The organism is Flavobacterium caseinilyticum (genome assembly GCF_004349085.1).
Taxonomy (GTDB): domain Bacteria; phylum Bacteroidota; class Bacteroidia; order Flavobacteriales; family Flavobacteriaceae; genus Flavobacterium; species Flavobacterium caseinilyticum.
The window spans coordinates 160,180-183,816 of the sequence record NZ_SMFM01000007.1; the positions used below are offsets into that span (position 1 = coordinate 160,180).

At 34.9% G+C, this 23,637-nt stretch carries 15 protein-coding genes; 1 reads left to right on the forward strand and 14 read right to left on the reverse strand.

Annotated features, from left to right (window positions below):
• Positions 1-375 (reverse strand): DUF779 domain-containing protein, encoded by a 375-nt coding sequence (locus tag E0F89_RS13810; RefSeq protein ID WP_131910360.1) that lies wholly within the window; start codon positions 373-375, stop codon positions 1-3.
• Positions 376-451: 76 nt separating this feature from the next.
• Positions 452-1,957 (reverse strand): aldehyde dehydrogenase family protein, encoded by a 1,506-nt coding sequence (locus E0F89_RS13815; RefSeq protein WP_131910361.1) that lies wholly within the window; start codon positions 1,955-1,957, stop codon positions 452-454.
• A 295-nt stretch (positions 1,958-2,252) separates the two neighbouring features.
• On the opposite strand from E0F89_RS13815, the gene pheT reads away from it, so the two are divergent.
• Positions 2,253-4,673 (forward strand): phenylalanine--tRNA ligase subunit beta, encoded by a 2,421-nt coding sequence (gene pheT / locus E0F89_RS13820; RefSeq protein WP_131910362.1) that lies wholly within the window; start codon positions 2,253-2,255, stop codon positions 4,671-4,673.
• Between the two features lie 121 nt (positions 4,674-4,794).
• On the opposite strand, the gene E0F89_RS13825 is transcribed toward pheT, so the two are convergent.
• From E0F89_RS13825 to E0F89_RS13880, 12 genes are all read right to left on the reverse strand, one after another.
• A complete protein-coding gene (locus tag E0F89_RS13825) occupies positions 4,795-5,349 on the reverse strand; it encodes a fasciclin domain-containing protein (RefSeq protein WP_131910363.1) in 555 nt (184 codons plus the stop codon).
• A gap of 352 nt (positions 5,350-5,701) precedes the next feature.
• Positions 5,702-7,480 (reverse strand): 30S ribosomal protein S1, encoded by a 1,779-nt coding sequence (gene rpsA / locus E0F89_RS13830; protein ID WP_131910364.1) that lies wholly within the window; start codon positions 7,478-7,480, stop codon positions 5,702-5,704.
• A gap of 390 nt (positions 7,481-7,870) precedes the next feature.
• Positions 7,871-9,247 carry a nucleoside permease gene (locus E0F89_RS13835; RefSeq protein ID WP_131910365.1) on the reverse strand — a complete coding sequence of 459 codons (1,377 nt, stop codon included), beginning with the start codon at positions 9,245-9,247 and terminating at the stop codon, positions 7,871-7,873.
• 73 nt (positions 9,248-9,320) lie between these two features.
• Positions 9,321-10,016: a (d)CMP kinase gene (gene cmk / locus E0F89_RS13840; protein WP_131910366.1), complete on the reverse strand. Its 696-nt coding sequence runs from the start codon at positions 10,014-10,016 to the stop codon at positions 9,321-9,323.
• A 37-nt stretch (positions 10,017-10,053) separates the two neighbouring features.
• Positions 10,054-11,073, reverse strand: a complete 1,020-nt coding sequence (gene porQ, locus E0F89_RS13845) for a type IX secretion system protein PorQ (RefSeq protein WP_131910367.1) — start codon at positions 11,071-11,073, stop codon at positions 10,054-10,056.
• Positions 11,074-11,242: 169 nt separating this feature from the next.
• Entirely contained in the window at positions 11,243-13,693 is a 2,451-nt protein-coding gene (gene lon / locus E0F89_RS13850; protein ID WP_131910368.1) for an endopeptidase La, read from the reverse strand.
• Positions 13,694-13,931: 238 nt separating this feature from the next.
• Positions 13,932-15,257: an MFS transporter gene (locus tag E0F89_RS13855; RefSeq protein WP_131910369.1), complete on the reverse strand. Its 1,326-nt coding sequence runs from the start codon at positions 15,255-15,257 to the stop codon at positions 13,932-13,934.
• A gap of 183 nt (positions 15,258-15,440) precedes the next feature.
• Positions 15,441-16,256 carry a M48 family metallopeptidase gene (locus E0F89_RS13860; RefSeq protein ID WP_131910370.1) on the reverse strand — a complete coding sequence of 272 codons (816 nt, stop codon included), beginning with the start codon at positions 16,254-16,256 and terminating at the stop codon, positions 15,441-15,443.
• A gap of 90 nt (positions 16,257-16,346) precedes the next feature.
• Positions 16,347-18,746, reverse strand: a complete 2,400-nt coding sequence (locus tag E0F89_RS13865) for a glycoside hydrolase family 31 protein (protein ID WP_131910371.1) — start codon at positions 18,744-18,746, stop codon at positions 16,347-16,349.
• Positions 18,747-18,943: 197 nt separating this feature from the next.
• Entirely contained in the window at positions 18,944-20,851 is a 1,908-nt protein-coding gene (gene glgB, locus E0F89_RS13870) for a 1,4-alpha-glucan branching protein GlgB (RefSeq protein ID WP_131910372.1), read from the reverse strand.
• A gap of 72 nt (positions 20,852-20,923) precedes the next feature.
• Positions 20,924-22,204 (reverse strand): glucose-1-phosphate adenylyltransferase, encoded by a 1,281-nt coding sequence (locus E0F89_RS13875; protein ID WP_131910373.1) that lies wholly within the window; start codon positions 22,202-22,204, stop codon positions 20,924-20,926.
• Positions 22,201-23,622: a glycogen synthase gene (locus E0F89_RS13880; RefSeq protein WP_131910374.1), complete on the reverse strand. Its 1,422-nt coding sequence runs from the start codon at positions 23,620-23,622 to the stop codon at positions 22,201-22,203. Before E0F89_RS13880 ends, E0F89_RS13875 begins: the two co-directional genes overlap by 4 nt.
• Between the last annotated feature and the right edge of the window lie 15 nt (positions 23,623-23,637).

The following is a 23,637-nucleotide window of genomic DNA, read 5'->3' on the forward strand; positions in this document are numbered from 1 at the left end:
TCATTCAATGTAGGTTACTGGCTCCAGCGAAAGTTCTTCTTCCGGTGTAAAAATCCGATATTCTATTCGGAAAGTTTTTTTAAGCGGAGTTTCCAAAGAAAATCCTCCAACGCCAAATGCATCAATTACATCCAAAGTAAAATGGGCATGTTTCCAATATTCGAACAAATCCTTGTCCACCCAAAACTCTGTATTTTCTATTGTACCAATACAAACATCACCCAATCTTTGGTAGAAACCTCCTTTTTCAAAACATTGTGGCTGCGATCCTTCGCAACATCCTCCGGCTTGGTAAAACATCAAATCTCCGTGCTTTTCCTGTAAAATTTTGATTAATTCTATTGCTTTCCCTGTGGCATCTATTCTTTTTATCATTTTTTTTTTAATTTAAAATAAAACCTGACAAATTATAAAATCTGCCAGGTTTAAGATTAACCAAAATCTGTAACTATTAAAAGAAACCTAACTTCTTTTTATCATAAGAAATCAGCATGTTTTTTGTCTGGCGGTAATGACCTAACATCATTTTATGATTTTCACGACCAATTCCGGATTGTTTGTACCCTCCAAAAGGTGCTCCTGCAGGATAAGAATGGTATTGATTAATCCACACACGTCCTGCTTGAATAGCTCTTGGTACCTGATAAATCTCGTGTGCATCGCGAGTCCAAAGCCCGGCTCCCAAACCATACATCGAATCGTTAGCGATTGCAATTGCTTCTTCTGTAGTTTTAAAGGTAGTCACTGCCAAAACAGGTCCAAAAATTTCTTCTTGAAAAATTCGCATTTTGTTATGTCCCTTGAAAAGAGTTGGTTTTATATAATATCCTTCAGACAAATTGCCTTCTAAATTATGTTCTTCACCGCCGGTCAAAACTTCGGCGCCTTCTTCTTTTCCTAATTTAATGTAAGAAAGAATTTTTTCTTTTTGTACCAATGAAGTTTGAGCTCCCATCATCGTAGTTTTGTCCAATGGATTTCCCATTTTAATCGCTTCTGTTCTTTCAATTACACGGGCGATAAATTTATCATAAATATCTTCATGAACTAATAATCGTGACGGACAAGTGCAAATTTCACCTTGATTTAAAGCAAACATTACCGCTCCTTCAATCGCTTTATCGAAGAAATCATCATCAGCATCACCGACTGATTTCATAAAAATATTTGGAGATTTTCCACCCAATTCTAATGTTACAGGAATAATATTTTCAGTTGCATATTGCATCACTAAGCGACCTGTTGGCGTTGAACCTGTAAAAGCTGCTTTCGAAACTTTTTTGTTGGTTACCAAAGCTCTTCCAAGTTCAGCACCAAACCCATTTACAATATTTATAACTCCGGGAGGAAGAATATCGCCTATTAATTCCATCAATATCAAAATAGAAATTGGGGTACTTTCAGCTGGTTTTAAAACTACGGTATTTCCTGCGGCTAACGCCGGAGCAAGTTTCCAAACTGCCATTAAAATGGGAAAATTCCAAGGAATAATTTGAGCAATTACTCCTAAAGGTTCGCTTAAAGCGATGGAAACAGTTTGCGAATCTAATTCGGCTATTGAACTTTCTTCTGCACGAATCACTCCTGCAAAATATCTAAAGTGATCAATTGCCAACGGCATATCGGCAGCTAAAGTTTCGCGAATTGCTTTTCCATTGTCAATCGTTTCAACAGTTGCAAGATATTCCAGATTATCTTCCATAACCTGCGCAATTTTATTTAACAAATTACTACGTTCAGTTACAGATGTTTTTCCCCATGTCTGAAAAGCTTCATGTGCAGTATCAACTGCTAAATCGACATCAGCTTTAGTCGAATGAGCAGCTTTTGTATACACTTTCCCATCCACTGGAGTAACTACATCAAAGTACTGACCTCCTATTGGTGCAACAAATTTGCCTCCTATATAATTATCATATTGTGCCTTAAATTCAGGTCTTTGCACTACGTTATCCATATCGTTATATTTTTATATTTTATCAAATATACCTTTATACCGCTTATTAGAATAGCACTATTCTTCCAACTAATAGCATTAAATTTTCATTTGTGTTTTTTTAACCTAATTTTATTATTTAATTCATAATGATCTATGCTTTACATTGTTAATTTAATATTTCTCATAAGCACATAATATCCCCAATCAGTTGTAAAAAACCAAAAAAATTGTTTCTTACTCCAATCTGCAATCCTTATATTTGCACGCGAGACCTAAGGTCGAACTGACGAAGCAATCTCATTAAAATTTACAGATGAAAATATCTTACAACTGGTTAAAACAATTCATTAAAATAGACTGGAAATCTGAGGAAACTGCAGCTTTACTAACTGACTTAGGTCTGGAAGTAGAAATTGTTGAAAAATACCAATCGGTAAAAGGCGGATTAGAAGGCATTGTTGTGGGACATGTTCTTACTTGTATTCAACATCCGGATGCCGATAGATTAAAAATAACTACCGTTGATTTAGGGAATGGCGCTCCTGTACAAATTGTATGTGGTGCCAGTAATGTTGCCGCAGGACAAAAAGTACCTGTAGCCACCATTGGAACAACATTATATGACAACGAAGGCATTGCTTTTTCAATAAAAAAAGGTAAAATACGCGGACAGGAAAGCCACGGAATGATTTGTGCCGAAGATGAATTAGGTCTTGGTGAAAGCCATGACGGAATTATGATTTTAGATGATTCTTTAGTACCAGGAACTCCTGCTGCAACAGTTTTCAAAATAGAGAATGACGAAGTATTTGAAATTGGTTTGACACCAAATCGTGCTGATGCAATGAGTCATTTGGGAACAGCACGAGATTTGAGAGCGGGAATGTTACAAAGTGGTGTCAGTGTGGAACTAATTACGCCATCTGTGAGCAATTTTAGAGTAGACAAAAGAACGTTGAAAATTGATATCGATGTAAAGGAACCTAAACTTGCTCCCCGATATTGCGGTGTTACCATTTCTGGAATTGAGGTAAAACCATCTCCGGCATGGTTACAAAACAGATTGAAAGCTATTGGATTAAATCCAAAAAACAATATTGTCGATGTCACCAATTATGTTTTACATGAATTAGGCCAGCCGCTTCACGCTTTTGATGCGTCAAAAATTAACGGTAAAATAGTTGTGCAAACGCTTCCCGCGGGAACAAAATTTACTACACTTGATGACGTAGAAAGAACTTTACACGAAGAAGACTTAATGATTTGTGATGAAAAAGGACCATTATGCATTGCTGGGGTTTTTGGCGGAAAAAAATCAGGTGTTTCTGAAAGCACTAATTCTATATTTATAGAAAGTGCATATTTTAATCCTGTGAGCATTCGAAAAACTGCTAAAAGACATCAATTAAATACCGATGCTTCTTTCCGTTTTGAAAGAGGGATTGACCCAACTATTACGGAATACGCCTTGAAACGCGCCGCTTTATTGATCCAGGAAGTAGCTGGCGGAGAAATAACATCTGATGTTGTAAATGTGTACCCAAAGAAAATCGAAGACTTTTCTGTATTTTTAAACTTCAGCAAAGTAGCTAAAATTATTGGTCAGGAATTGCCTAAAGACACGATTAAAAAAATATTGGTTTCATTGGACCTTAAAGTCAACAGTGTTTCAGATGCAGGATTGGGCTTGACTATTCCTGCTTACCGCGTAGATGTTCAGAGAGAAATAGATGTAATCGAAGAAATATTAAGAGTGTATGGATACAACAACATTAATTTTTCTAAAAAATTAAATGCCACAGTTTCAAATTCACCAAGAAACGAAGATTATAAAGTACAAAATACGGTTGCTACACAATTGAATTCTCAAGGTTTTCACGAAATGATGGCAAATTCTCTAACAACAGCTTCCTACATAGATCTTTCAGAGGAATTGAATGCAACTCACAATGTGACAATGCTTAATCCGTTGAGTGCTGATTTATCGACAATGAGACAATCTTTACTGTTTTCAGGATTGGAAGCAGTTTCGTATAATATCAATCGTAAAAATGCAGATTTGAAACTATTCGAATTTGGAAAAACATATCATAATTATCTTGCGGGTTACGAAGAGAAGAAACATTTAAGCTTGTTCCTAACTGGTAACAGAAATAATGAAAACTGGACCTCTTCTCAAAAGCCATCCGATTTCTTTTTGTTCAAAGGGTATGTTTCAGGAATTCTTTCAAGATTGGGTATTCAAAAAACACAGAATATGCCTGTTGCGTCTGATATTTTTTCTGAAGGGATTGCCATTGGATGTGGTCAAGACATTTTAGTAGAATTTGGCGTGGTTAAAAAATCAATAGGAAAACATTTTGGAATCAAACAAGAAGTATTTTTTGCTGATTTTAACTGGGCTTTGATTTTGAAATTAGTTTCAACTAAAATAAAATATACCGAAATTCATAAATATCCGGAAGTTCGTAGGGATTTAGCACTGCTAATTGATCAAAACGTGACCTACGACAGCATTTACAATATTGCACGTCAGACCGAAAAAACACTTTTAACAGATATTAATTTATTTGATGTTTATGAAGGCCAAAATCTGCCGGAAGGTAAAAAATCGTACGCGATAAGTTTTACAATTCAAGACAATTCAAAAACGTTGACTGATACTCAAATCGATAAAATTATGAGCAAACTGCAAAAGAATTTTGAAACGGAACTTGGAGCCAGTTTAAGATAAGTTTTTTATTTACAAAAGATAAAATCCCGATTCAAAAATTTGAATCGGGATTTTTTTATACAAAAAAGCCCCGCGAATTGCAGGACTCTTCCAATCAACAAATAACAACCTCTCATCAAAATTATTTTTTTGGCATTACAACAGCGTTAATAACATGAATGACACCATTGGATTGGTTTACATCAGCAATTTTTACTTTAGCTTTATTCATATTTTCATCAGAGATATATAATTTTTTTCCTTTCATCCAAGCAGTTAAAGTTCCGCCGCTAACTGTTTTTAGAGTTGCTTTTCCGTTGCCCATTTTGATAGCTTTGGCAATATCCGAAGCATTCATTTTTCCTGCCACAACATGATAAGTAAGAATTGTTTGTAACATTTTCATATTTTCTGGCATCAATAAAGTTTCTACTGTTCCTTTTGGCAATTTATTGAAAGCTGCATTTGTTGGTGCAAAAACTGTGAATGGACCTTTACTTTGTAATGTTTCAACTAAACCGGCTGCTGTTACTGCTGCAACTAAAGTGGTATGATCTTTTGAATTTACTGCGTTCTCAACAATATTTTTAGAAGGATACATCGCAGCTCCACCAACCATTACTGTTTTTTGAGCGAAAGAAGTTGCTCCCAATACTACTGTAAATAATGCAATAGATAAAAATTTTCTAGTTTTCATAAAATCTGTTTTTTTTTAAGTTATATAAAGCATTTACGCACAATAAGAACTTTTGGTTTTAAAAAAAATGTAAATATTTTTTAAATTATTGAATTGCATATAGTTAAAATCGATTTTTTTTAGTGTTATGAAAATGATACGAAGTAAATTAGCCCCGATGGCAGCAAGTATCCTTTTTAGGGTGTTACGCAAAAGTGGAATTTTAAAAATAGATTTTCTGCAAAATAAAAAGATACTGCGAACAGCGGGAGGATTGTGAATAGGTAATTGAAATGTTGTGCTTCCAAAAAATAAATAACAAAAAAAAGCTCCGCAAATGCGGAGCTTTCTATATTCAAAAAATTTCAAGAAATTATTTTTTCTCTGATTTTTCCATTTTAGCTTTCAATGCAGCTAACATATCATTGTTGTCCCCTAAAGTTGCAGCTGGTGCATTTGTAGATGAGTTAGATGAAGTGTTTTCAGTAGCTGTTTTCACATTTTTCTCTTCTTCTTCACGGAAGATAGCAGTGTGAGATGCAACTACTCTTTTGAATTCTTTATTGAATTCGATTACTTTGAAATCAGCAGATTCTCCTTTTTTCAATTTCTTTCCGTCTTCTTTTTCAAGGTGACGAGTAGGAATGAAAGCAACGATATCATCTCCGAATTCTACAGTAGCTCCTTTGTCAACGATTTCAGAAATCTCGCCGTTATGGATAGTTCCAACTGCGAAAGAATCTTCATACTGATCCCAAGGATTAGCAGTAGTTTGTTTGTGACCTAAAGATAATTTACGTCCGTCAACATCTAATTCTAATACTACTACGTCAAGTTTTTCACCAACGTTTACAAATTCAGATGGGTGTTTGATTTTCTTAGTCCAAGATAAGTCAGAGATGTAAATTAATCCATCAATTCCTTCTTCTAATTCTACGAAAATTCCAAAGTTTGTAAAGTTTCTAACGATACCTGTATGTTTAGAACCCACTGGATATTTAGCAGTGATATCAGTCCAAGGATCTTGAGACAATTGTTTGATACCTAATGACATTTTACGGTCATCTCTGTCTAAAGTTAAAATTTGAGCTTCAACAATATCCCCTACTTTTACGAAATCTTGAGCAGAACGTAAGTGAGTAGACCAAGACATTTCAGAAACGTGGATCAAACCTTCAACACCTTCAGCAACTTCGATAAATGCACCATAATCAGCGATTACAACTACTTTACCTTTTACTTTGTCTCCAATTGCTAATTTAGCATCAAGAGCATCCCAAGGGTGAGCGTTTAATTGTTTCAATCCTAATTGTATTCTTGTTTTTTCGTCATCGAAATCAAGGATTACAACGTTTAATTTTTGGTCTAATTCAAGAACTTCACTTGGGTGGTTAATACGACTCCAAGAAAGGTCAGTGATGTGAATTAATCCATCAACTCCACCTAAGTCAATAAAGACACCATAAGAAGTAATGTTTTTAACAACACCTTCTAATACTTGTCCTTTTTGCAATTGACCGATGATTTCTTTTTTCTGGATTTCAATATCCGCTTCAATAAGCGCTTTATGAGAAACAACAACGTTTTTGAATTCGTGGTTAATTTTCACAACTTTGAATTCCATCATTTTGTTTACATATACATCGTAATCTCTAATTGGCTTAACATCAATTTGAGATCCTGGTAAAAACGCTTCAATTCCGAAAACGTCAACGATCATACCACCTTTAGTTCTGCATTTTACAAAACCATTAACGATTTCTCCTGTTTCGTTAGCCGAAATAACTCTATCCCATGATTTGATAGTACGTGCTTTTCTGTGAGATAATACTAATTGACCAGTTTTGTCCTCACGGATGTCAATTAATACTTCAACAGTATCACCTACTTTTAATGCTGGGTTGTAACGGAATTCGTTCAATGAAATAACACCTTCCGATTTTGCGTTGATATCAACGATAACGTCTCTATCTGTAATTCTTACAACTGTACCATCTACCACTTCTTCTTGATCTGTAGCGATAAATGTTTTTGAAACTAGTTCTTCGAATTCTTGTAAGTTTTTTTGATCAACTGCATCAATACCTTCTTCAAAGTTGTGCCAGTTAAAATTTGCTAAAAACTCTTCTTGTGATTTTACTTGTTCAGACATGCTGATTAAAAATTTGTATTCTGTATTCTCTCGAGTTTCTTAATGTGCCAGAAAACAGCAGAAGTTGTTTGTATAATTAATTGAACCCTAAAGGAAACTCTTATTCACCAAAAGGACTGCAAAAGTAACACTTTTATCTTAAATAGCAAAATATTTATGTTTCGATAATCGATTGAGAATCAGGAGCGAAATAATTGGCTTTTTTTGCAGGTAAAGTTCCCGCTTTCCGCTATATCTTTTATATAGCTTCCAGCCTTAAAAAGGCTGGAAGCTATATAAAAGGATACCGCTTCACTCGGGGCTAATTGGCTTAAATTGGTGTTTTTTCAACGCAAAAAAACCCGATATTTCATAAAAAATATCGGGTAATATTTATTTTAGTTCCACTTTTTAATGACTTATATTTTCAACATCCAAAGGATTGTGTTTGTGTTTGAATAAAATAGCAAATGCAATTGCAATTATCAATGCGTAAATAGCAAAAGCCAGCCAAATCGTATGCCAGTCTTTCATAAAAATGACTTTACTAAACAATCCGTCAGCCGAAATTGTGTTTCCTTGACCAGAAACAAATTCTAACATTTTTGAATTCGTCGTTTCTGTTTCCAGAAAACCAGCCAAATCAGTAGTGTTATTAAATGATTTAGTAAAGTATTTATCAATAGCCCATCCGGAAGTAAAGCTTCCTAAAACCGCACCAAAACCATTGGTCATCATCATAAACAATCCTTGCGCTGAAGAACGATTTTTAGCATCTGTATTCGTTTCTACAAATAATGAACCTGAGATATTAAAGAAGTCAAATGCCATTCCGTAAACCACACAGGACATAATTATCATCCATAACCCATCTGTTGGATTTCCGTAAGCAAATAATCCAAAACGCAATACCCAAGCCAACATACTAATCAACATAACCTGTTTGATTCCAAAACGTCTTAGAAAAAAAGGAATCGCAAGAATAAACAAAGTCTCCGATATTTGAGAAATTGACATGATAATCGTTGAATATTCCACTACGAAAGAATCCGCATATTTTGGAAAATGTTTAAATTCATCCAGGAAAACATCTCCATACGCATTTGTCAACTGCAACGCCCCTCCCAAAAACATGGAAAAAATAAAGAAGAGAGCCATTTTATAATCGGCAAATAATTTAAAAGATTCTAAACCTAATGTTTCCATAACAGAAGCATTCTCTTTCGACAATCGTTGCGGTTTACATTTTGGTAAAGTAAAAGAATAAATTCCCAGAACAATTGCGGCTAAACCGGCAATATAAAATTGGTATTCAGTTGCTTTATTCCCCGTCAAATTGGTAATCCACATCGCAACAATAAATCCGATTGTTCCCCAAACCCGTATTGGCGGAAAATCTTTAATAACATCTTTATCGTTTAGTTTAAGTGCCGTGTAGGAAATAGAATTACTCAAGGCAATCGTTGGCATGTAAAAACACATTGCCAAAAGCATAATGTAAATAAAGGTTTCCGGAGTGGAAACTTGTGGAATATAGAATAGAACCGCAGCATATAAAATGTGAAGAATTCCGTATAATTTTTCAGCATTTACCCATCTGTCAGCGATAATTCCGGTCAGTGTTGGCATAAATAATGAAGCAATTCCCATTGTTCCAAAAACCAACCCAAACTGAGTTCCTTCCCAGTTTTTTGTTCCAAACCAGTAATTTGCAATGGTAATCAACCAAGCTCCCCAAACAAAAAACTGAAGAAAGCTCATTATTACCAATCTATTCTTAATTCCCATGAGATGAATTGTTTTTTATTTTAAAAAATTTACAAGGCGTAAATCTACTATTAAAAATGAAATCTGCAACTAATTATATTGTTTTAGTAATTACATTTACCAATTCTAAAACAAGCTCGAATTGTTCCTCACGATTCAAATGTGAATTATCAATTTCTACCGCATCTTCAGCCATGACTAAAGGAGAATCTTCGCGGTGCGTATCAATGTAATCGCGCTCCTCCACATTTTTGAGAACTTCTTCAAATGTGACTGTATCACCTTTTGCAACCAATTCATCGTAACGTCTTTGCGCTCTTGTAGTTGCACTGGCGGTCATGAAGATTTTTAACTCTGCATCTGGAAAAACGACCGTGCCAATATCCCTTCCATCCATTACAATTCCTTTGTCTGTTCCCATTTCTTTTTGCTGCTCCACTAATTTGGCACGAACCTCAGAAACTTCAGCTACTTTACTTACAAAACTGGAAACTTCAATCGTTCTGATTTCGGTTTCAACATTCACATCATTTAAATACATTTCGCCAAAACCCAAATCAGCATTAAATTTGAATTGCAATTTTATATTTGGTAAGCTATTTATCAATGTTTGTTTATCAAAAAATTCCGCATTTATGTAACCGTTTTGCATAGCAAAAAACGTCACGGCGCGATACATCGCTCCCGTATCTACATAAACATATCCCAACTGATTGGCGAGTTGTTTTGCTAAAGTACTTTTTCCTGTAGAAGAGAAACCGTCAATGGCGATAGTAATTTTTTTATTCAAAATGTAAAATTTAAAGTTCTTTATTATATCAAAATTATTATTGGAAATTAACTGTCAGTCCAAATAAACTTGTATTTCCGGCTAATGTATATCTGGAATACGAATAATTGAATTTCAATTTATTTAATTTGAGTCCAAATCCCAATGAAACTCCGGAGAAATTCCTTTGTTCCTCAAGTCGTAATTCCTCTGCTCTTCTAAAATTGTATCCCACCCGCAGATTAAATGCTTTTTTCGGAAAAAGTTCTACACCCACAATTACGTGTCGCAAAGCATTATTCACAAAGGAAACTTTTTCTTCGGTGGATTCTCCATCAAAAGAGGATTCTGCTCTGGCTGGATTCGAAAAAGCAATATTCCATTGCTGTAAATTTTCTAATGTAAGATGCCACCGAATAGGAACATTTTCCAATTCCTGTGAAACTCCAGCGATGATTTCAAGCGGCAGTTTCTCATTCGTACCATTATAAGTTGAAAATTGCGTTCCAATGTTTCTGATCGCTAAACCCCAATTTACGTCGTTTCTTTCATCGATAAATAAAGCGCCAATATCAAGCGCTCCGCCAAAAGAATGGTAGGTTTCCAAACTGGAAGAAATCAGTTTTGCACTGGCTCCAATGTGAATAGTGGTATACGGAATATTGTAAGCATACCCAAAAGAAAGGGCTATTTCACTTCCTGTAAACTCTGATGTAGGCTGACCGTTTTCATCAAAGCCTTCAAAATTACCATAGTTTACATAATTTACACCAGCCTGAAAAGTTTGCAAATGCCGATCATAAGTATAGGCGTAGGAAGCAGTTCCATAAGTCACCTCCCCAAAATAACTTCCATAATTTAAAGCCAGGTGATTGTCCATTTCCGCATTTATGGTTGCCGGATTAAAATGAACCTGATTGACATCTTCATCGTAAATCGTGATTACTTTTCCGCCCAAGGCTGCCTGTCTTGGCGAAGTAACCAAATTCAAAAACTGATACGTATACTTCCCTCCTATCTGACTGTATGAAACAGCGCAAATAATAAGGAAACAATATACTATAAGTTTTTTTAACATGCTTTAAAATGCAGTTGGTGTAAAATAAAAACGCAACTGCGAAGATAAAATTATTAATAGAATAAATGGCAACTTTAAAATTCGTTATTGCAAATAAAAAATCCAAATTCCATCTCTTGAAAATCAAGTTTTGAAATTTGGATTTTTGGTATTTCTGAGTTGTATTTTATTACAAATCCTTGGCGTTTTTGACTTTCTGATCGGTCAAAGCAAATTTTAATACTTCGCTCATTTCTTTTACATAATGAAATGTCAAACCTTCAAGGTATTCTGGTTTTATCTCATCAATATCACTTTTATTCTCCTGACACAGAATGATTTCTTTGATATTCGCTCTTTTTGCTGCCAAGATTTTTTCTTTGATTCCTCCTACTGGCAAGACTTTTCCGCGTAACGTGATTTCCCCTGTCATCGCTAAGTTTTTCTTCACACGTTTTTGTGTAAACAATGAAACTAATGACGTCAACATCGCAATTCCGGCACTTGGTCCGTCTTTTGGCGTGGCTCCTTCCGGAACGTGCAAGTGAATATTATATTTAGAAAGTATTTCTGAATCCAATCCTAAAAGGTTTGCATTAGCTTTAATGTATTCTAAAGCAATTGTCGCAGATTCTTTCATTACCGTACCTAAGTTTCCGGTAATTGTCATGGTTCCTTTTCCTGGAGAAAGCAACGATTCTATAAACAGAATGTCACCGCCAACAGAGGTCCAAGCCAAACCAGTTACTACACCGGCAACATCATTGTTCTCGTATTTGTCTCTTTCTAATCTGGGAACACCAAGCGTTTTTATGATATCTTCGTCCGTTACTTTTTTGTTATACTCCTCTTCCATCGCAACTGATTTGGCTGCATTACGGATTACTTGAGCAATTTTAGCTTCCAAACCACGAACTCCAGATTCACGTGTGTATCCTTCGACAATTTTCTCCAATTGTTTTTTTCCAATGGTTAAATCTTTGGTAGTCAAACCGTGTTCTTTCAATTGTCTTGGAAATAAATGCTGACGCGCAATTTCTACCTTTTCTTCAATTGTGTAACCTGACATTTTGATGATTTCCATTCTGTCTTTCAACGCAGGTTGAATCGCAGCCATATTATTGGAAGTCGCAATGAACATCACTTTAGACAGATCATATCCCATTTCAAGGAAATTATCGTAGAATGAATTATTCTGTTCTGGATCTAAAACTTCCAGTAATGCAGATGAGGGATCACCTTGATTACTGTTTGATAATTTATCGATTTCATCCAAAACAAAAACTGGATTTGAGGTTCCCGCTTTTTTCAAACTTTGGATAATTCTTCCTGGCATCGCACCAATATAGGTTTTTCTATGTCCGCGAATTTCTGCTTCATCACGCAAGCCACCAAGAGAAATTCTAACGTATTTTCTACCCAAAGCTTCTGCAATAGAGCGTCCAATCGAAGTTTTTCCCACTCCCGGAGGTCCTGTCAAACATATAATCGGGGATTTCATATCATTTCGCAATTTTAAAACTGCCAAATGTTCTATCATCCTTTTCTTAACATCTTCAAGACCAAAATGATCTCTGTCCAATATTTTTTGTGCTCTTTTTAAATCGAAATTATCTTTAGAATATTCGTTCCAAGGCAATTCCAAGAACAACTCTAAATAGTTTCTTTGAATTCCAAAATCAGGCGCTTGCGGATTCATGCGACGCATTTTTGACAATTCTTTGTCGAAATGTTTTTTGGTTTTCTCATCCCATTTTTTGGTCAAAGATTTTTGCATCATTTCATCCATTTCCTCTTCCTGAGAAACGCCACCCAATTCTTCCTGAATGGTTTTCATTTGTTGGTGCAAGAAATATTCACGTTGTTGTTGGTCCAGATCAAAACGAACTTTAGACTGAATATCATTTTTTAATTCGAGTTTTTGCAACTCAATATTCATATAACGAAGCGTCTCTAAAGCTCTTTCTTTCAGTTCGTTAATAGCTAATAAATCCTGTTTCTCTTTAACAGAAAGATTCATATTAGAAGTAACAAAATTGACTAAAAATGATTGACTTTCAATATTCTTTATGGCAAAAGTTGCTTCGCTGGGAATGTTTGGACTTTCTTTAATAATCTGAATCGCTAATTCTTTAATAGAATCCAGAATCGCTACAAATTCAGTATCATTTTTCTTAGGTCTTTTCTCAGGAACTTCCTTGATTTTAGCGGTGATATATGGTGTGTCATCAATAACAGCATCAATTTCGAAACGCTTTTTTCCTTGAAGGATAACGGTTATATTCCCGTCAGGCATTTTCAGTACCCGTAAAATACGGGCTACAGTTCCTATCTTGTGAATATCATCTTTGGTTGGATCTTCATCTTCTTCATTGATTTGAGCCACAACACCAATCGTTTTTCCAGCGGCATTTGCATCATTAATCAATTTGATTGATTTATCACGTCCTGCGGTAATTGGTATTACAACCCCAGGAAATAAAACCATATTTCTCAAAGGTAAAATAGCCAATAATTCTGGTAAAGCCTCATTATTCATTTCCTCCTCGTCCTCGGGAGTCAAAAGTGGAATTAAATCTGCTTCCGAATCAAATTCCTGAAGTGACAGATTGTCAATAGTAAGTATTTTATGATTTGACATATATTATTTAAGTCTTTTTGTCATTAAAAAATTTTATTTGCATAGCAAATATAGCGTAACATAGCTACAATTTTAAATAAAATTGATGATTGACAGGATTAAATTATTGAAAGGTAAAAGAGTCAATCATTGTGCCAATTTAATAGGCGAATCAATGATTTTTTATCACAAAAGAATTAGAAAAACTTACAAAAAACTATTCTGATGAAAAACTAAATTTGGGTGGTTTTAATTTTTTCTAATTTAACGCGCTATTTTTTGGAACTCTTTTTAACAGTAAGATACCAACAACAAAAAATGCGGCAAGAAAAACAATTGCTAATCTGGGGCTTCCGGTAATTTGATCGATTATTCCGTAAACGAGCATCCCAATAACAATTCCAATTTTTTCAGCGACATCAAAAAAACTAAAAAAGGAAGCTGTATCTTTTGTTTCCGGTAATAATTTAGAATAAGTCGAGCGTGATAATGCTTGTATTCCGCCCATGACAAGACCTACAATTGTTGCCATAACATAAAAATGTATAGGTAAAGTAATAAAAAATGCAAGTCCGCAAATTACCGCCCAAATACAGTTAATCACAATTAAAGTGGGAATATTTCCAAATTTTGCTGAAGCTCTTGAGGTTAAAAAAGCGCCCAGAACAGCTACTAATTGAATGATTAAAATGCAAATAATCAAACCTGTCGTACTTTCCGCTTTAGATGACCAGGCAATTTCTTGTGCTCCAAAATAAGTGGCGACAAGCATTACGGTTTGTACGGCCATACTGTATACAAAGAAACTACCTAAATATCGTTTTAACGGAATATTTTGTTGGAGCAGAAACCAAACTTTTTTTAATTCTCTAAATCCATTAAATACAACGTGCTGCGTCATTTTACTATCCCCATTTTTATTGCCTTTTGGCAAAAAATAATAAGTGTACTGACTAAATAATATCCACCAGACACCCACCATAACAAATGAATATCTCATGGCTTTCATCGCTGCCTCACCTTCTGTTCCTGTAATTCCAAAAAGTTTTGGTTTCATAATCATCGCTAGATTGATAATTAATAAAATGACACTTCCAATATACCCTAACGAATACCCTTTGGCACTAACTTTATCTTGTTGCTCTACAAATGCTATATCTGGCAGATAGGAATTATAAAAAACTAAACTTCCCCAATATCCAATTAATCCAAGAAAATAAAATGCCAGTCCGATGTATATATTTTCGAGATTGAACCAATATAATCCCATACACGATAACGCGCCCAAGTAGCAGAAAAATTTCATAAATGATTTTTTATTTCCCACATAATCGGCAATTCCGGACAATAAAGGCGACATACAAGCTACCAGTAAAAATGCTGCCGCAGTAACAAAGCTTATTAACGCAGAGTTTTTAAGATTTAAACCAAAAACATCAATGTAATGATCTCGGTCAGAAAACAAAGCTTCAAAAAAAATTGGAAATACGGCAGATGCAATGGTAAGGGTATAAACTGAATTTGCCCAATCATAAAAAGCCCAAGCATTCAATAATTTTTTACTTCCTTTTGCTAAATCTGCCATGTTAGTTTTTTTATCCTGCGAATTTATTTATTTTTTGTTTAACATCTTCTGAAAAAATATTTTTTCGACATTATATCTAGGTGGCCAATTACAGATGCCTTTTAGCTTGTAAAAAAAAGTAGGCTATTCTCAAAAGAGAATAGCCTACTTATATGTTCTATTTAAACGGTAAATTTGAAAGTATTATCTATAAATTACCCCAACTTTAGCCGCTAATGCTTTTGCTTCTGGAATTAACATTTTTAAATTTGCAATTCTCGTAGCATCAGACGGGTGCGTGCTTAGAAATTCTGGTGGAGCTTGACCTGAAGATTGCGCCGCCATTCTAGACCAGAAATTAATAGATTCATCAGGATTATATCCTGCGATTGCCATAAGCGTAAGTCCAATTTTATCAGCTTCAGTTTCGTGATTTCTACTAAATGGAAGCATTGCACCATATTGTGTTGTTATACCATAAGCTTGTTGCCAAATTTGTTGATTCTCAGCACTTTTTCCTCCCGTTGCAACAGCAACTCCTACAGCTCCTAATTGTTGCAATTGAGCTGCGCTCATACGTTGCGCTCCATGATTCACCAATGCATGGGCAACTTCATGTCCCATTACGGTGGCTAAACCAGAATCATTTTGCGTGATTGGCAAAATCCCTGAATAAACAACAATTTTACCACCTGGCATACACCAGGCATTCACTTCCTTATTGTCTATCAATTTATATTCCCAACGGTAATCCTTCAAATATTGTGATTGATCTAAATATATTAAATATTTTTCTGCCGCAGCTTTAATACGAAGACCAACTGTTTCTACTTTTTTAGCATCAGCAGTTCCCGATATAACCTTATTTTCCTTCAAAAAAGAGCCATATTGTTGAAAAGAAGTTGGAAACAACTCACTGTTTGAAACAATATTAAAACTTTTCTTACCTGTTATAGGATTCGTTGCACAAGAATAAACCAATCCCACTGCAAAAATCCCAGCTATTAAATGCTTTTTCATAATTTTATGATTTTAAATATTAAACAAAAATACAACTAGGTACTAATTTTTTTCTTATATAATTAAATTCAAAAGTATCAACTTTATTGTTTATTCCCCAATAATGTGCAACTCTGTAAATCCTTTATCCACAAGTAAATAATTACTTTCTTGATATAATTGATATTCAAATGGAATTTTTACATTGTCAACCTCGATCGCATTTATTTTAAAAGGTAAGCCTATTAAATTTATTTTGTATTTGGAGTATGGTGTGTCATATTTTCCTTCCTTATGCAATTGAATGATCAATTCTTTCTCTTTTCCGGTTGTTTGAAAAGATAAAAAGCTATATCTCCCTTTTTTATAATCATAGCCATCTTGAGCGTCCTCATAAACTACTGATTTTTCTTTGCCTTCTTTAAAATAAATTTCTAATATCAGCTCATCAAATTCTAATTCCCCAACGTATTGTTGCACAGGATATTTTGGAATAACCGCACCTGCTTTTACAAAAATTGGTATTTGATCGAATTTTGTATCCACCCAAACTTCTTTTCCACCTTTAATATCATCGTTAGTCCAATAATTATACCATTGTCCACGAGGAATATACATTCTTCTGCCTAACGAATTCGGTTCTAAAATAGGGCAAACTAAAATTTGATTACCAAAAATAAATTCGTCGTTTCTATAATGTGTATGGATATCCTCCTGATCAAAGTATACCAGCGGTTTTAGCATAGGTATCCCCTCTTCAATATATTGCCAAAACATGGTGTATAAATAGGGCAATAATTGATATCTCAAATTGACGAATTTTCTGGTAATATCAATCACTTCTTCATCAAAAGCCCATGGCTCCTGATCTCCGTGGTCTCCTGATGAATGCGTTCTGCAAAAAGGATGGAAAACACCCAATTGAATCCATCGTGCATATAATTCACCCGAAGGTTGCTCTGCAAATCCACCGATATCTGAGCCTGTGAAACCCATCCCGGAAATTGACATTCGCTGCACTTGAATATTGGCAATCCATAAATGTTCCCAGGTAGCCACATTATCTCCGGTCCACGAGGACGTGTAGCGTTGCGCTCCAGCATATGCTGATCTTGTAATTACAAAAGGTCTTTTTGGATAAGCAAATCTTTTCACACCATGATACGTTGCTCTGGCCATTTGCGTCCCGTAAATATTGTGTGCTTTTCTGTGACTGCAAGGATTTCCATCGTAATCGTGACGCACATCCATTGGGAATGTTTTATTTGGAACCTCCATTACTGCGGGTTCATTCATGTCATTCCACACTCCTTTTACTCCAATCTCCGAAATTAATTCTTTGAACAATCCAGCCCACCACTCTCGTACTGAAGGGTTTGTATAATCTGGAAAATTACATTCTCCCGGCCATACTTTACCTTTCATATAAGGTCCATCCGCTCTTTTGCAGAAATAATCGTTTTCTAAGGCTTCTTTATATACTGAATATTCTTTGTCAATTTTTATTCCCGGATCGATAATTACCACTGTTTTGAAACCATCTTCGGCTAACTCAGCCACCATTCTTTTTGGGTCCTGGAAATATTCTTTGTTCCAAGTGAAACATCTAAAACCTTCCATATAATCAATATCCAGATACAACGCATCGCAAGGAATTTTTAATTCCCTGAATTTGGCGGCAACTTCTTTTAAATTACTTTCAGGGTAATAGCTCCATTTACATTGGTGGTAACCTAGTGCCCAAAGCGGCGGCAATTCCGGTTTACCTGTCAAATGAGTATAGGTGGTTACAACATCCTGCATTTCTGGTCCGTAAATGAAATAATAGTTCATTTCGCCACCTTCAGCCCAGAAGCTCGTTACATTTCTTCTTTCGTGACAAAAATCAAAATAAGTCCTGAATGTATTATCAAAGAAAATTCCGTAAGATTTTTTGTTGTGCAGTCCTATATAAAATGGAACTACTTTGTATAACGGTTCTTGGTCTTTTTGAAAAGCATATTGATCTGTTGCAAAATTCTCCAGTCTTTTTCCTTTTAAATTCAGTTGAGTTGCTTTATCGCCAAGTCCATAAAAGCATTCCCCATCTTTTGAAGCCTTACTCATCTTGACGATATTCCCACCGTACTCATAGCTTTCTTCCCAATGAAACCCCAATTCATCCTCTAAAATGATATTATCTTCTAAATCATAAATAGATAATCTCATATCTATCTTTTGAATTCTGCATTTTACTTTACTGGTTTTTATCTGATAATAGTCTTCTACTTCCGAAATCTCCAAAAAATTATATCCATGTGAATGACTTTTATCTATGGCATAAGAAAAATCATTACTGAAATACCCTTTTGTGGTAAATCTAAATCGGATTAAACTGTCTCTTAATACCGTTACTTTTAATATGACACTATTATCAGTGTGGAAACTTATGGAATCGACTTCATGTTCAAAAGAGACTATTTTTGTAGGATATAAATCTCCTTTGTATTCTAATTCTGTATTTGTAATCATGTTTTATGGTATTAATTTTAATCTTTTTCTAGAATTCAAACATACAAAAATACTTTGTAAAGAGTTATTTGTCTGAAGTTTATTCGCGAAAACGTTATAGTCATTTCAATGTATTATTAAGTATAATACACAAATGGCTTCCAATATAAATAAAAGCCTTTAGTATTACATTTTTTGTAAAAAAGGAATATTTTAACTTATGAAATCTTAAATACAATCACGCTTAAAGGAGGCAAAAGCAACTCAGCAGAATAATCCCTTCCATCATAAGGCATCGCTTCAATTGCTATTTTTTTAGCGTTAGAAACTCCGCTTCCTCCATAATTTGAAGAGTCACTATTAAAAATTTCTGTCAATTTTCCTTTTTTGGGTAAACCAATACGATAATTAGAACGTACTATTTGTGTAAAATTGCACACGATAAATACATCATTTTTTGGATCATTTCCTTTTCGGATAAAGGACATTACCGCGTTTTGATGATCCGAATAATTAATCCATTCAAAACCTTCCGCACTGAATTGTTTTTCATGCAAGGCAGGCTGTGTTTTGTAGAGTTTATTCAAGTCCGTAATCAATTTTTTGACTCCGGCATGAAACGGATATTGCAACAAATGCCAATCTAAACTTCCTTCAAAATTCCACTCGCTACTTTGTCCAAATTCGCAACCCATAAACAACAATTTAGTTCCGGGATGCATAAACATATAACCATACAGTAATCTTAAATTTGCAAATTTCTGCCATTCGTCTCCTGGCATTCTTCCCGCTATAGATTTTTTTCCATAAACCACTTCATCGTGTGAAAGTGGTAACATGAAATTTTCCGAAAAAGTGTACGTCATCGAGAAAGTCAAATCATTTTGATGGTATTTTCTATATACAGTGTCTTTTTGAAAATATTCTAACGTGTCATGCATCCAACCCATCATCCATTTCATTCCAAAACCCAAACCACCAATTGATGTTGGTCTAGAAACCATCGGGAACGATGTGCTTTCTTCAGCAATGGTTTGAACGCCTTCAAAATTAGAGTAGACGGCTTCGTTGAATTCTTTCAGGAAACTAATCGTGTCCAAATTTTCTCTTCCACCGTAAATATTTGGTTCCCACTCGCCATCATTTCTGGAATAATCCAAATACAGCATTGAGGCAACGGCATCAACGCGAAGCCCATCCGCATGATAATATTGTAACCAAAATAAAGCATTACTTATCAGAAAGGAACGAACTTCATTTCGTCCATAATTGAAAACCAAACTTTTCCAATCCGGATGATACCCTTTTCTGCGATCGGGATGTTCAAAGAGATTTGAACCATCAAAAAAGCCTAAACCATGCGCATCATCAGGGAAATGAGAAGGAACCCAGTCCAGAATTACTCCAATTCCGGCTTCATGCAATTTATCTACTAAATGCATGAATTCCTGCGGATTCCCAAAACGGGAAGTTGGTGCAAAATAGCCCACTAGTTGGTAACCCCAAGACGGATCGTACGGATATTCCATTATAGGCATAAATTCGACGTGCGTAAAACCCGTTTCTTTTACGTAATTCACCAAATCTTCAGCAAATTCCAGATATGTCAAAAACCTATTTTCATCGGTATGACGTTTCCACGAACCTAAATGTACTTCATAAACGGAATATGGTTTGTCTAAACCATTGTGATTTTGACGGGTTTCCATCCAGTTATCATCTTTCCATTTGTACTCTAAATCCCAAACCACTGATGCCGTATGCGGTGGTTTCTCGCAATAAAAAGCAAATGGATCGGCTTTCTCAGTTATGATTCCGCCATTATTAGATTGTATTTTATATTTATAGGTGGATCCTTTTTCAACATTTGGAATAAAACCTTCCCAAATACCGGAGGAATCCCATCGAACTTCTAAAAGGTGCTCGCCTTGTGTCCAAAAATTAAATTCCCCAACAACAGAAACGGAATGGGCGGTTGGTGCCCAAACAGCAAAATAAACACCAGCTACTCCGTCAACCGTTATAAGATGCGCACCTAGTTTTTCATAGAGTAGGAAATGTTTTCCAGCCTTAAATAAATCAATGTCAAAATCGGTAAAAAGAGAATGCGAGATAACTTTACTCATATAGCAATTGTATACTTCTGCTTTTTATAAAAAAACAGAATATTAATGTACGAAAAAAAACAGTTTTTAAGTTTACTTTATAATGTAATTATCCGGTATAACTGCACCTTTTTTGATAACAACAATTCCGTCTTTTATGGCATACAACTCATTTGAGAAATCTTCTAAATGACTGCCTCCACTGATGTAAACATCATTCCCAATTCTGCAATTTTTATCTACAAGAGCATTGCTTATAAAGCATCTCTCTCCTATTCCCACTAGTTGTCTCCCTGTTTTAAGATCCTCATTCATATCATCAATATTCTGATAGAAATCATTACCCATTACATAACAATTCTGAATGATGCTTCCATCCCCTATTCTGGATCGAATACCAATTACTGAACGATTGATTTCTTTCGCATTCAAAATACAACCTTCTGAAATCAAAGATTTGTCGACTATTGTTTTTTGGAATTTAGACGGTGGCAACAATCTTGGTCTGGTAAATATTTTATTATCGTTATCAAATAAATTAAATTTAGGCAAGTCATCTGTCAATCCAATATTCGCCTCAAAAAAGGAATCAATATTACCAATATCTGTCCAATATCCTTCATATTGGTAACTTAAAATCTTTTTGTGACCTACTGCTTGCGGAATAATCTCTTTACCAAAATCTTTTGTTTCTTTATTGGACATGATATCTATCAATAATTTTCTATTGAAAATATAGATTCCCATCGAAGCCAAGTAATTTTTTCCTTCACTTTTCATTTGCTCACTCACATCCGATTCCCAGTCTGGCAACAATTCCTTAGCCGGTTTCTCAATGAATGACTCGATACAACTTTCTGAGTTTGTCTTCAAAATTCCAAATTCAGGTGCATCTTTTGCATTTACGGGTAATGTCGCAATGGTAATATCAGCTTCTCTCTTGATGTGTTCCTCTACCATATCGTTGAAATCCATTTGATACAACTGATCTCCAGAGAGAATCAACGCATAATCAAAATCGTGATTCAAGAAATGAGGCATACATTGTCTTACCGCATCAGCCGTTCCCTGAAACCAAGTTGGGTTGTCAGGAGTTTGTTCTGCAGCAAGAATATCAACAAAAGCATGGCTAAAAATACTAAAGTTATAAGTGTTTTTGATGTGAGCATTCAAGGAAGCCGAGTTAAACTGCGTCAATACAAACATTCTATAAATATCTGAATTCATGCAATTTGAAATTGGAATGTCAACCAATCTATATTTTCCCCCAATTGGAACAGCTGGTTTTGATCTTGATTCTGTCAACGGATATAATCTGGATCCTTGTCCTCCACCTAAAATTATTGCAATTACATTTTTCTTTTTGGCTTTCATTTCTTGTTTATTATTAGATTGTACAATTCTATATATTCCTGACAAACACGCTCCCAAGAATGGTCCGTGTTCATTCCTATTTTTCTAATTTTATTCAGATGTTTTTTATCGTCATATAAATCGACTGCTCTTTGAATCGAATAACATATATCGCCTACTGTGGCTTGATCATGACAAATCCCGTTTCCGTCATCACCAAAATCAATTACCGTATCTCTTAATCCACCCGTGCGTCTCACAATAGGAATTGTCCCGTAACGTAGCGAATACATTTGGTTCAAACCGCAAGGTTCTACTCTGGAAGGCATTAGTAGAAAATCAGAACCGGCGTAAATTAAGTGCGCTAGTTCTTCATTGTATCCTATAAACGTATTGTAATTTCCTTTGTAATCTTGTAACAAACTATTCAATTGGTTTTCGATAACTTTATTTCCAGAACCTAAAATTAAAATATTAATTTGTTGGTAATTTTCAGATAGTGCGAGTGCTGCGGCATGTGGCAATAAGTCGCCTCCTTTTTCTTCTAATAATCTTCCTATAAAACTAAAAAGTGGTTTGGTTGGATCCAGATTAAAGAGATTGCATAATTTTTCCTTATTTTCTTGTTTTCCTTTCTCGAAAGTTTTAACCGAATAGTTTTTTTCCAGCATCGCATCTTTTGCCGGATCCCAAACTTCAATATCTATTCCGTTTAAAATTCCTCTGGATTTATATCGCACCAGATTAAACAAAGATTCAAGTCCATTAGCATAATAATTGATTTCATTCAGATAACTTGGCGAAACTGTAGTTACAGCCCAAGCGCATTTTACGGCTACTGCCAATGAATTAATGCAATTATCCCATTCTAAAACTTTCACATGAGCCAAATCAAATTCTGGTAAATAATATAATTTATCAAAACCAAACTGACCTTGGTACAAACCATTATGAATGGTAATCATGGAAGGGATATTTCGCAATTTTTCGTATTTGTGGCAATACAACATCATAAATGGAATCAAACCTGTATGATGATCGTGACAATTAATCACATCTGGAATTTCACTCCTGCCTGTAATCCAATCTAATGTTGCAATTTGGAAAGATAAAAAACGTTCGATATCGTCTTGATACCCATAAATATCTTTCCTGTCAAATAATTCCTGGATTTCAACTAAATACAATTCAAAACCTAAACTATCTGTTTTTTCTTTTAAAATATTAAAAGGAAAATTAAAATTCCCCAACTTCACATGACCCCAATGCACACATTCAAAATCATTTTCTTTTCTAAATTTTGTATCGTAGCAAGGCATTACAACTCGTACTTGATGACCTGCATTATTTTGATATTTTGGCAAAGCGCCAACAACATCAGCTAAACCTCCTACTTTTGCAACGGGATAACATTCTGCGCTGATATGAAATATTTCCATTTATGAAATTTTGAT

What these genes read in the sequence shown, in the direction of transcription:
- E0F89_RS13810 (WP_131910360.1), bottom strand. Translation starts at nt 375, where the DNA reads ATGATAAAAAGAATAGATGCCACAGGGAAAGCAATAGAATTAATCAAA.
- E0F89_RS13815 (WP_131910361.1), bottom strand. Translation starts at nt 1,957, where the DNA reads ATGGATAACGTAGTGCAAAGACCTGAATTTAAGGCACAATATGATAAT.
- pheT (WP_131910362.1), top strand. Translation starts at nt 2,253, where the DNA reads ATGAAAATATCTTACAACTGGTTAAAACAATTCATTAAAATAGACTGG.
- E0F89_RS13825 (WP_131910363.1), bottom strand. Translation starts at nt 5,349, where the DNA reads ATGAAAACTAGAAAATTTTTATCTATTGCATTATTTACAGTAGTATTG.
- rpsA (WP_131910364.1), bottom strand. Translation starts at nt 7,480, where the DNA reads ATGTCTGAACAAGTAAAATCACAAGAAGAGTTTTTAGCAAATTTTAAC.
- E0F89_RS13835 (WP_131910365.1), bottom strand. Translation starts at nt 9,247, where the DNA reads ATGGGAATTAAGAATAGATTGGTAATAATGAGCTTTCTTCAGTTTTTT.
- porQ (WP_131910367.1), bottom strand. Translation starts at nt 11,073, where the DNA reads ATGTTAAAAAAACTTATAGTATATTGTTTCCTTATTATTTGCGCTGTT.
- lon (WP_131910368.1), bottom strand. Translation starts at nt 13,693, where the DNA reads ATGTCAAATCATAAAATACTTACTATTGACAATCTGTCACTTCAGGAA.
- E0F89_RS13855 (WP_131910369.1), bottom strand. Translation starts at nt 15,257, where the DNA reads ATGGCAGATTTAGCAAAAGGAAGTAAAAAATTATTGAATGCTTGGGCT.
- E0F89_RS13860 (WP_131910370.1), bottom strand. Translation starts at nt 16,256, where the DNA reads ATGAAAAAGCATTTAATAGCTGGGATTTTTGCAGTGGGATTGGTTTAT.
- E0F89_RS13865 (WP_131910371.1), bottom strand. Translation starts at nt 18,746, where the DNA reads ATGATTACAAATACAGAATTAGAATACAAAGGAGATTTATATCCTACA.
- glgB (WP_131910372.1), bottom strand. Translation starts at nt 20,851, where the DNA reads ATGAGTAAAGTTATCTCGCATTCTCTTTTTACCGATTTTGACATTGAT.
- E0F89_RS13875 (WP_131910373.1), bottom strand. Translation starts at nt 22,204, where the DNA reads ATGAAAGCCAAAAAGAAAAATGTAATTGCAATAATTTTAGGTGGAGGA.
- E0F89_RS13880 (WP_131910374.1), bottom strand. Translation starts at nt 23,622, where the DNA reads ATGGAAATATTTCATATCAGCGCAGAATGTTATCCCGTTGCAAAAGTA.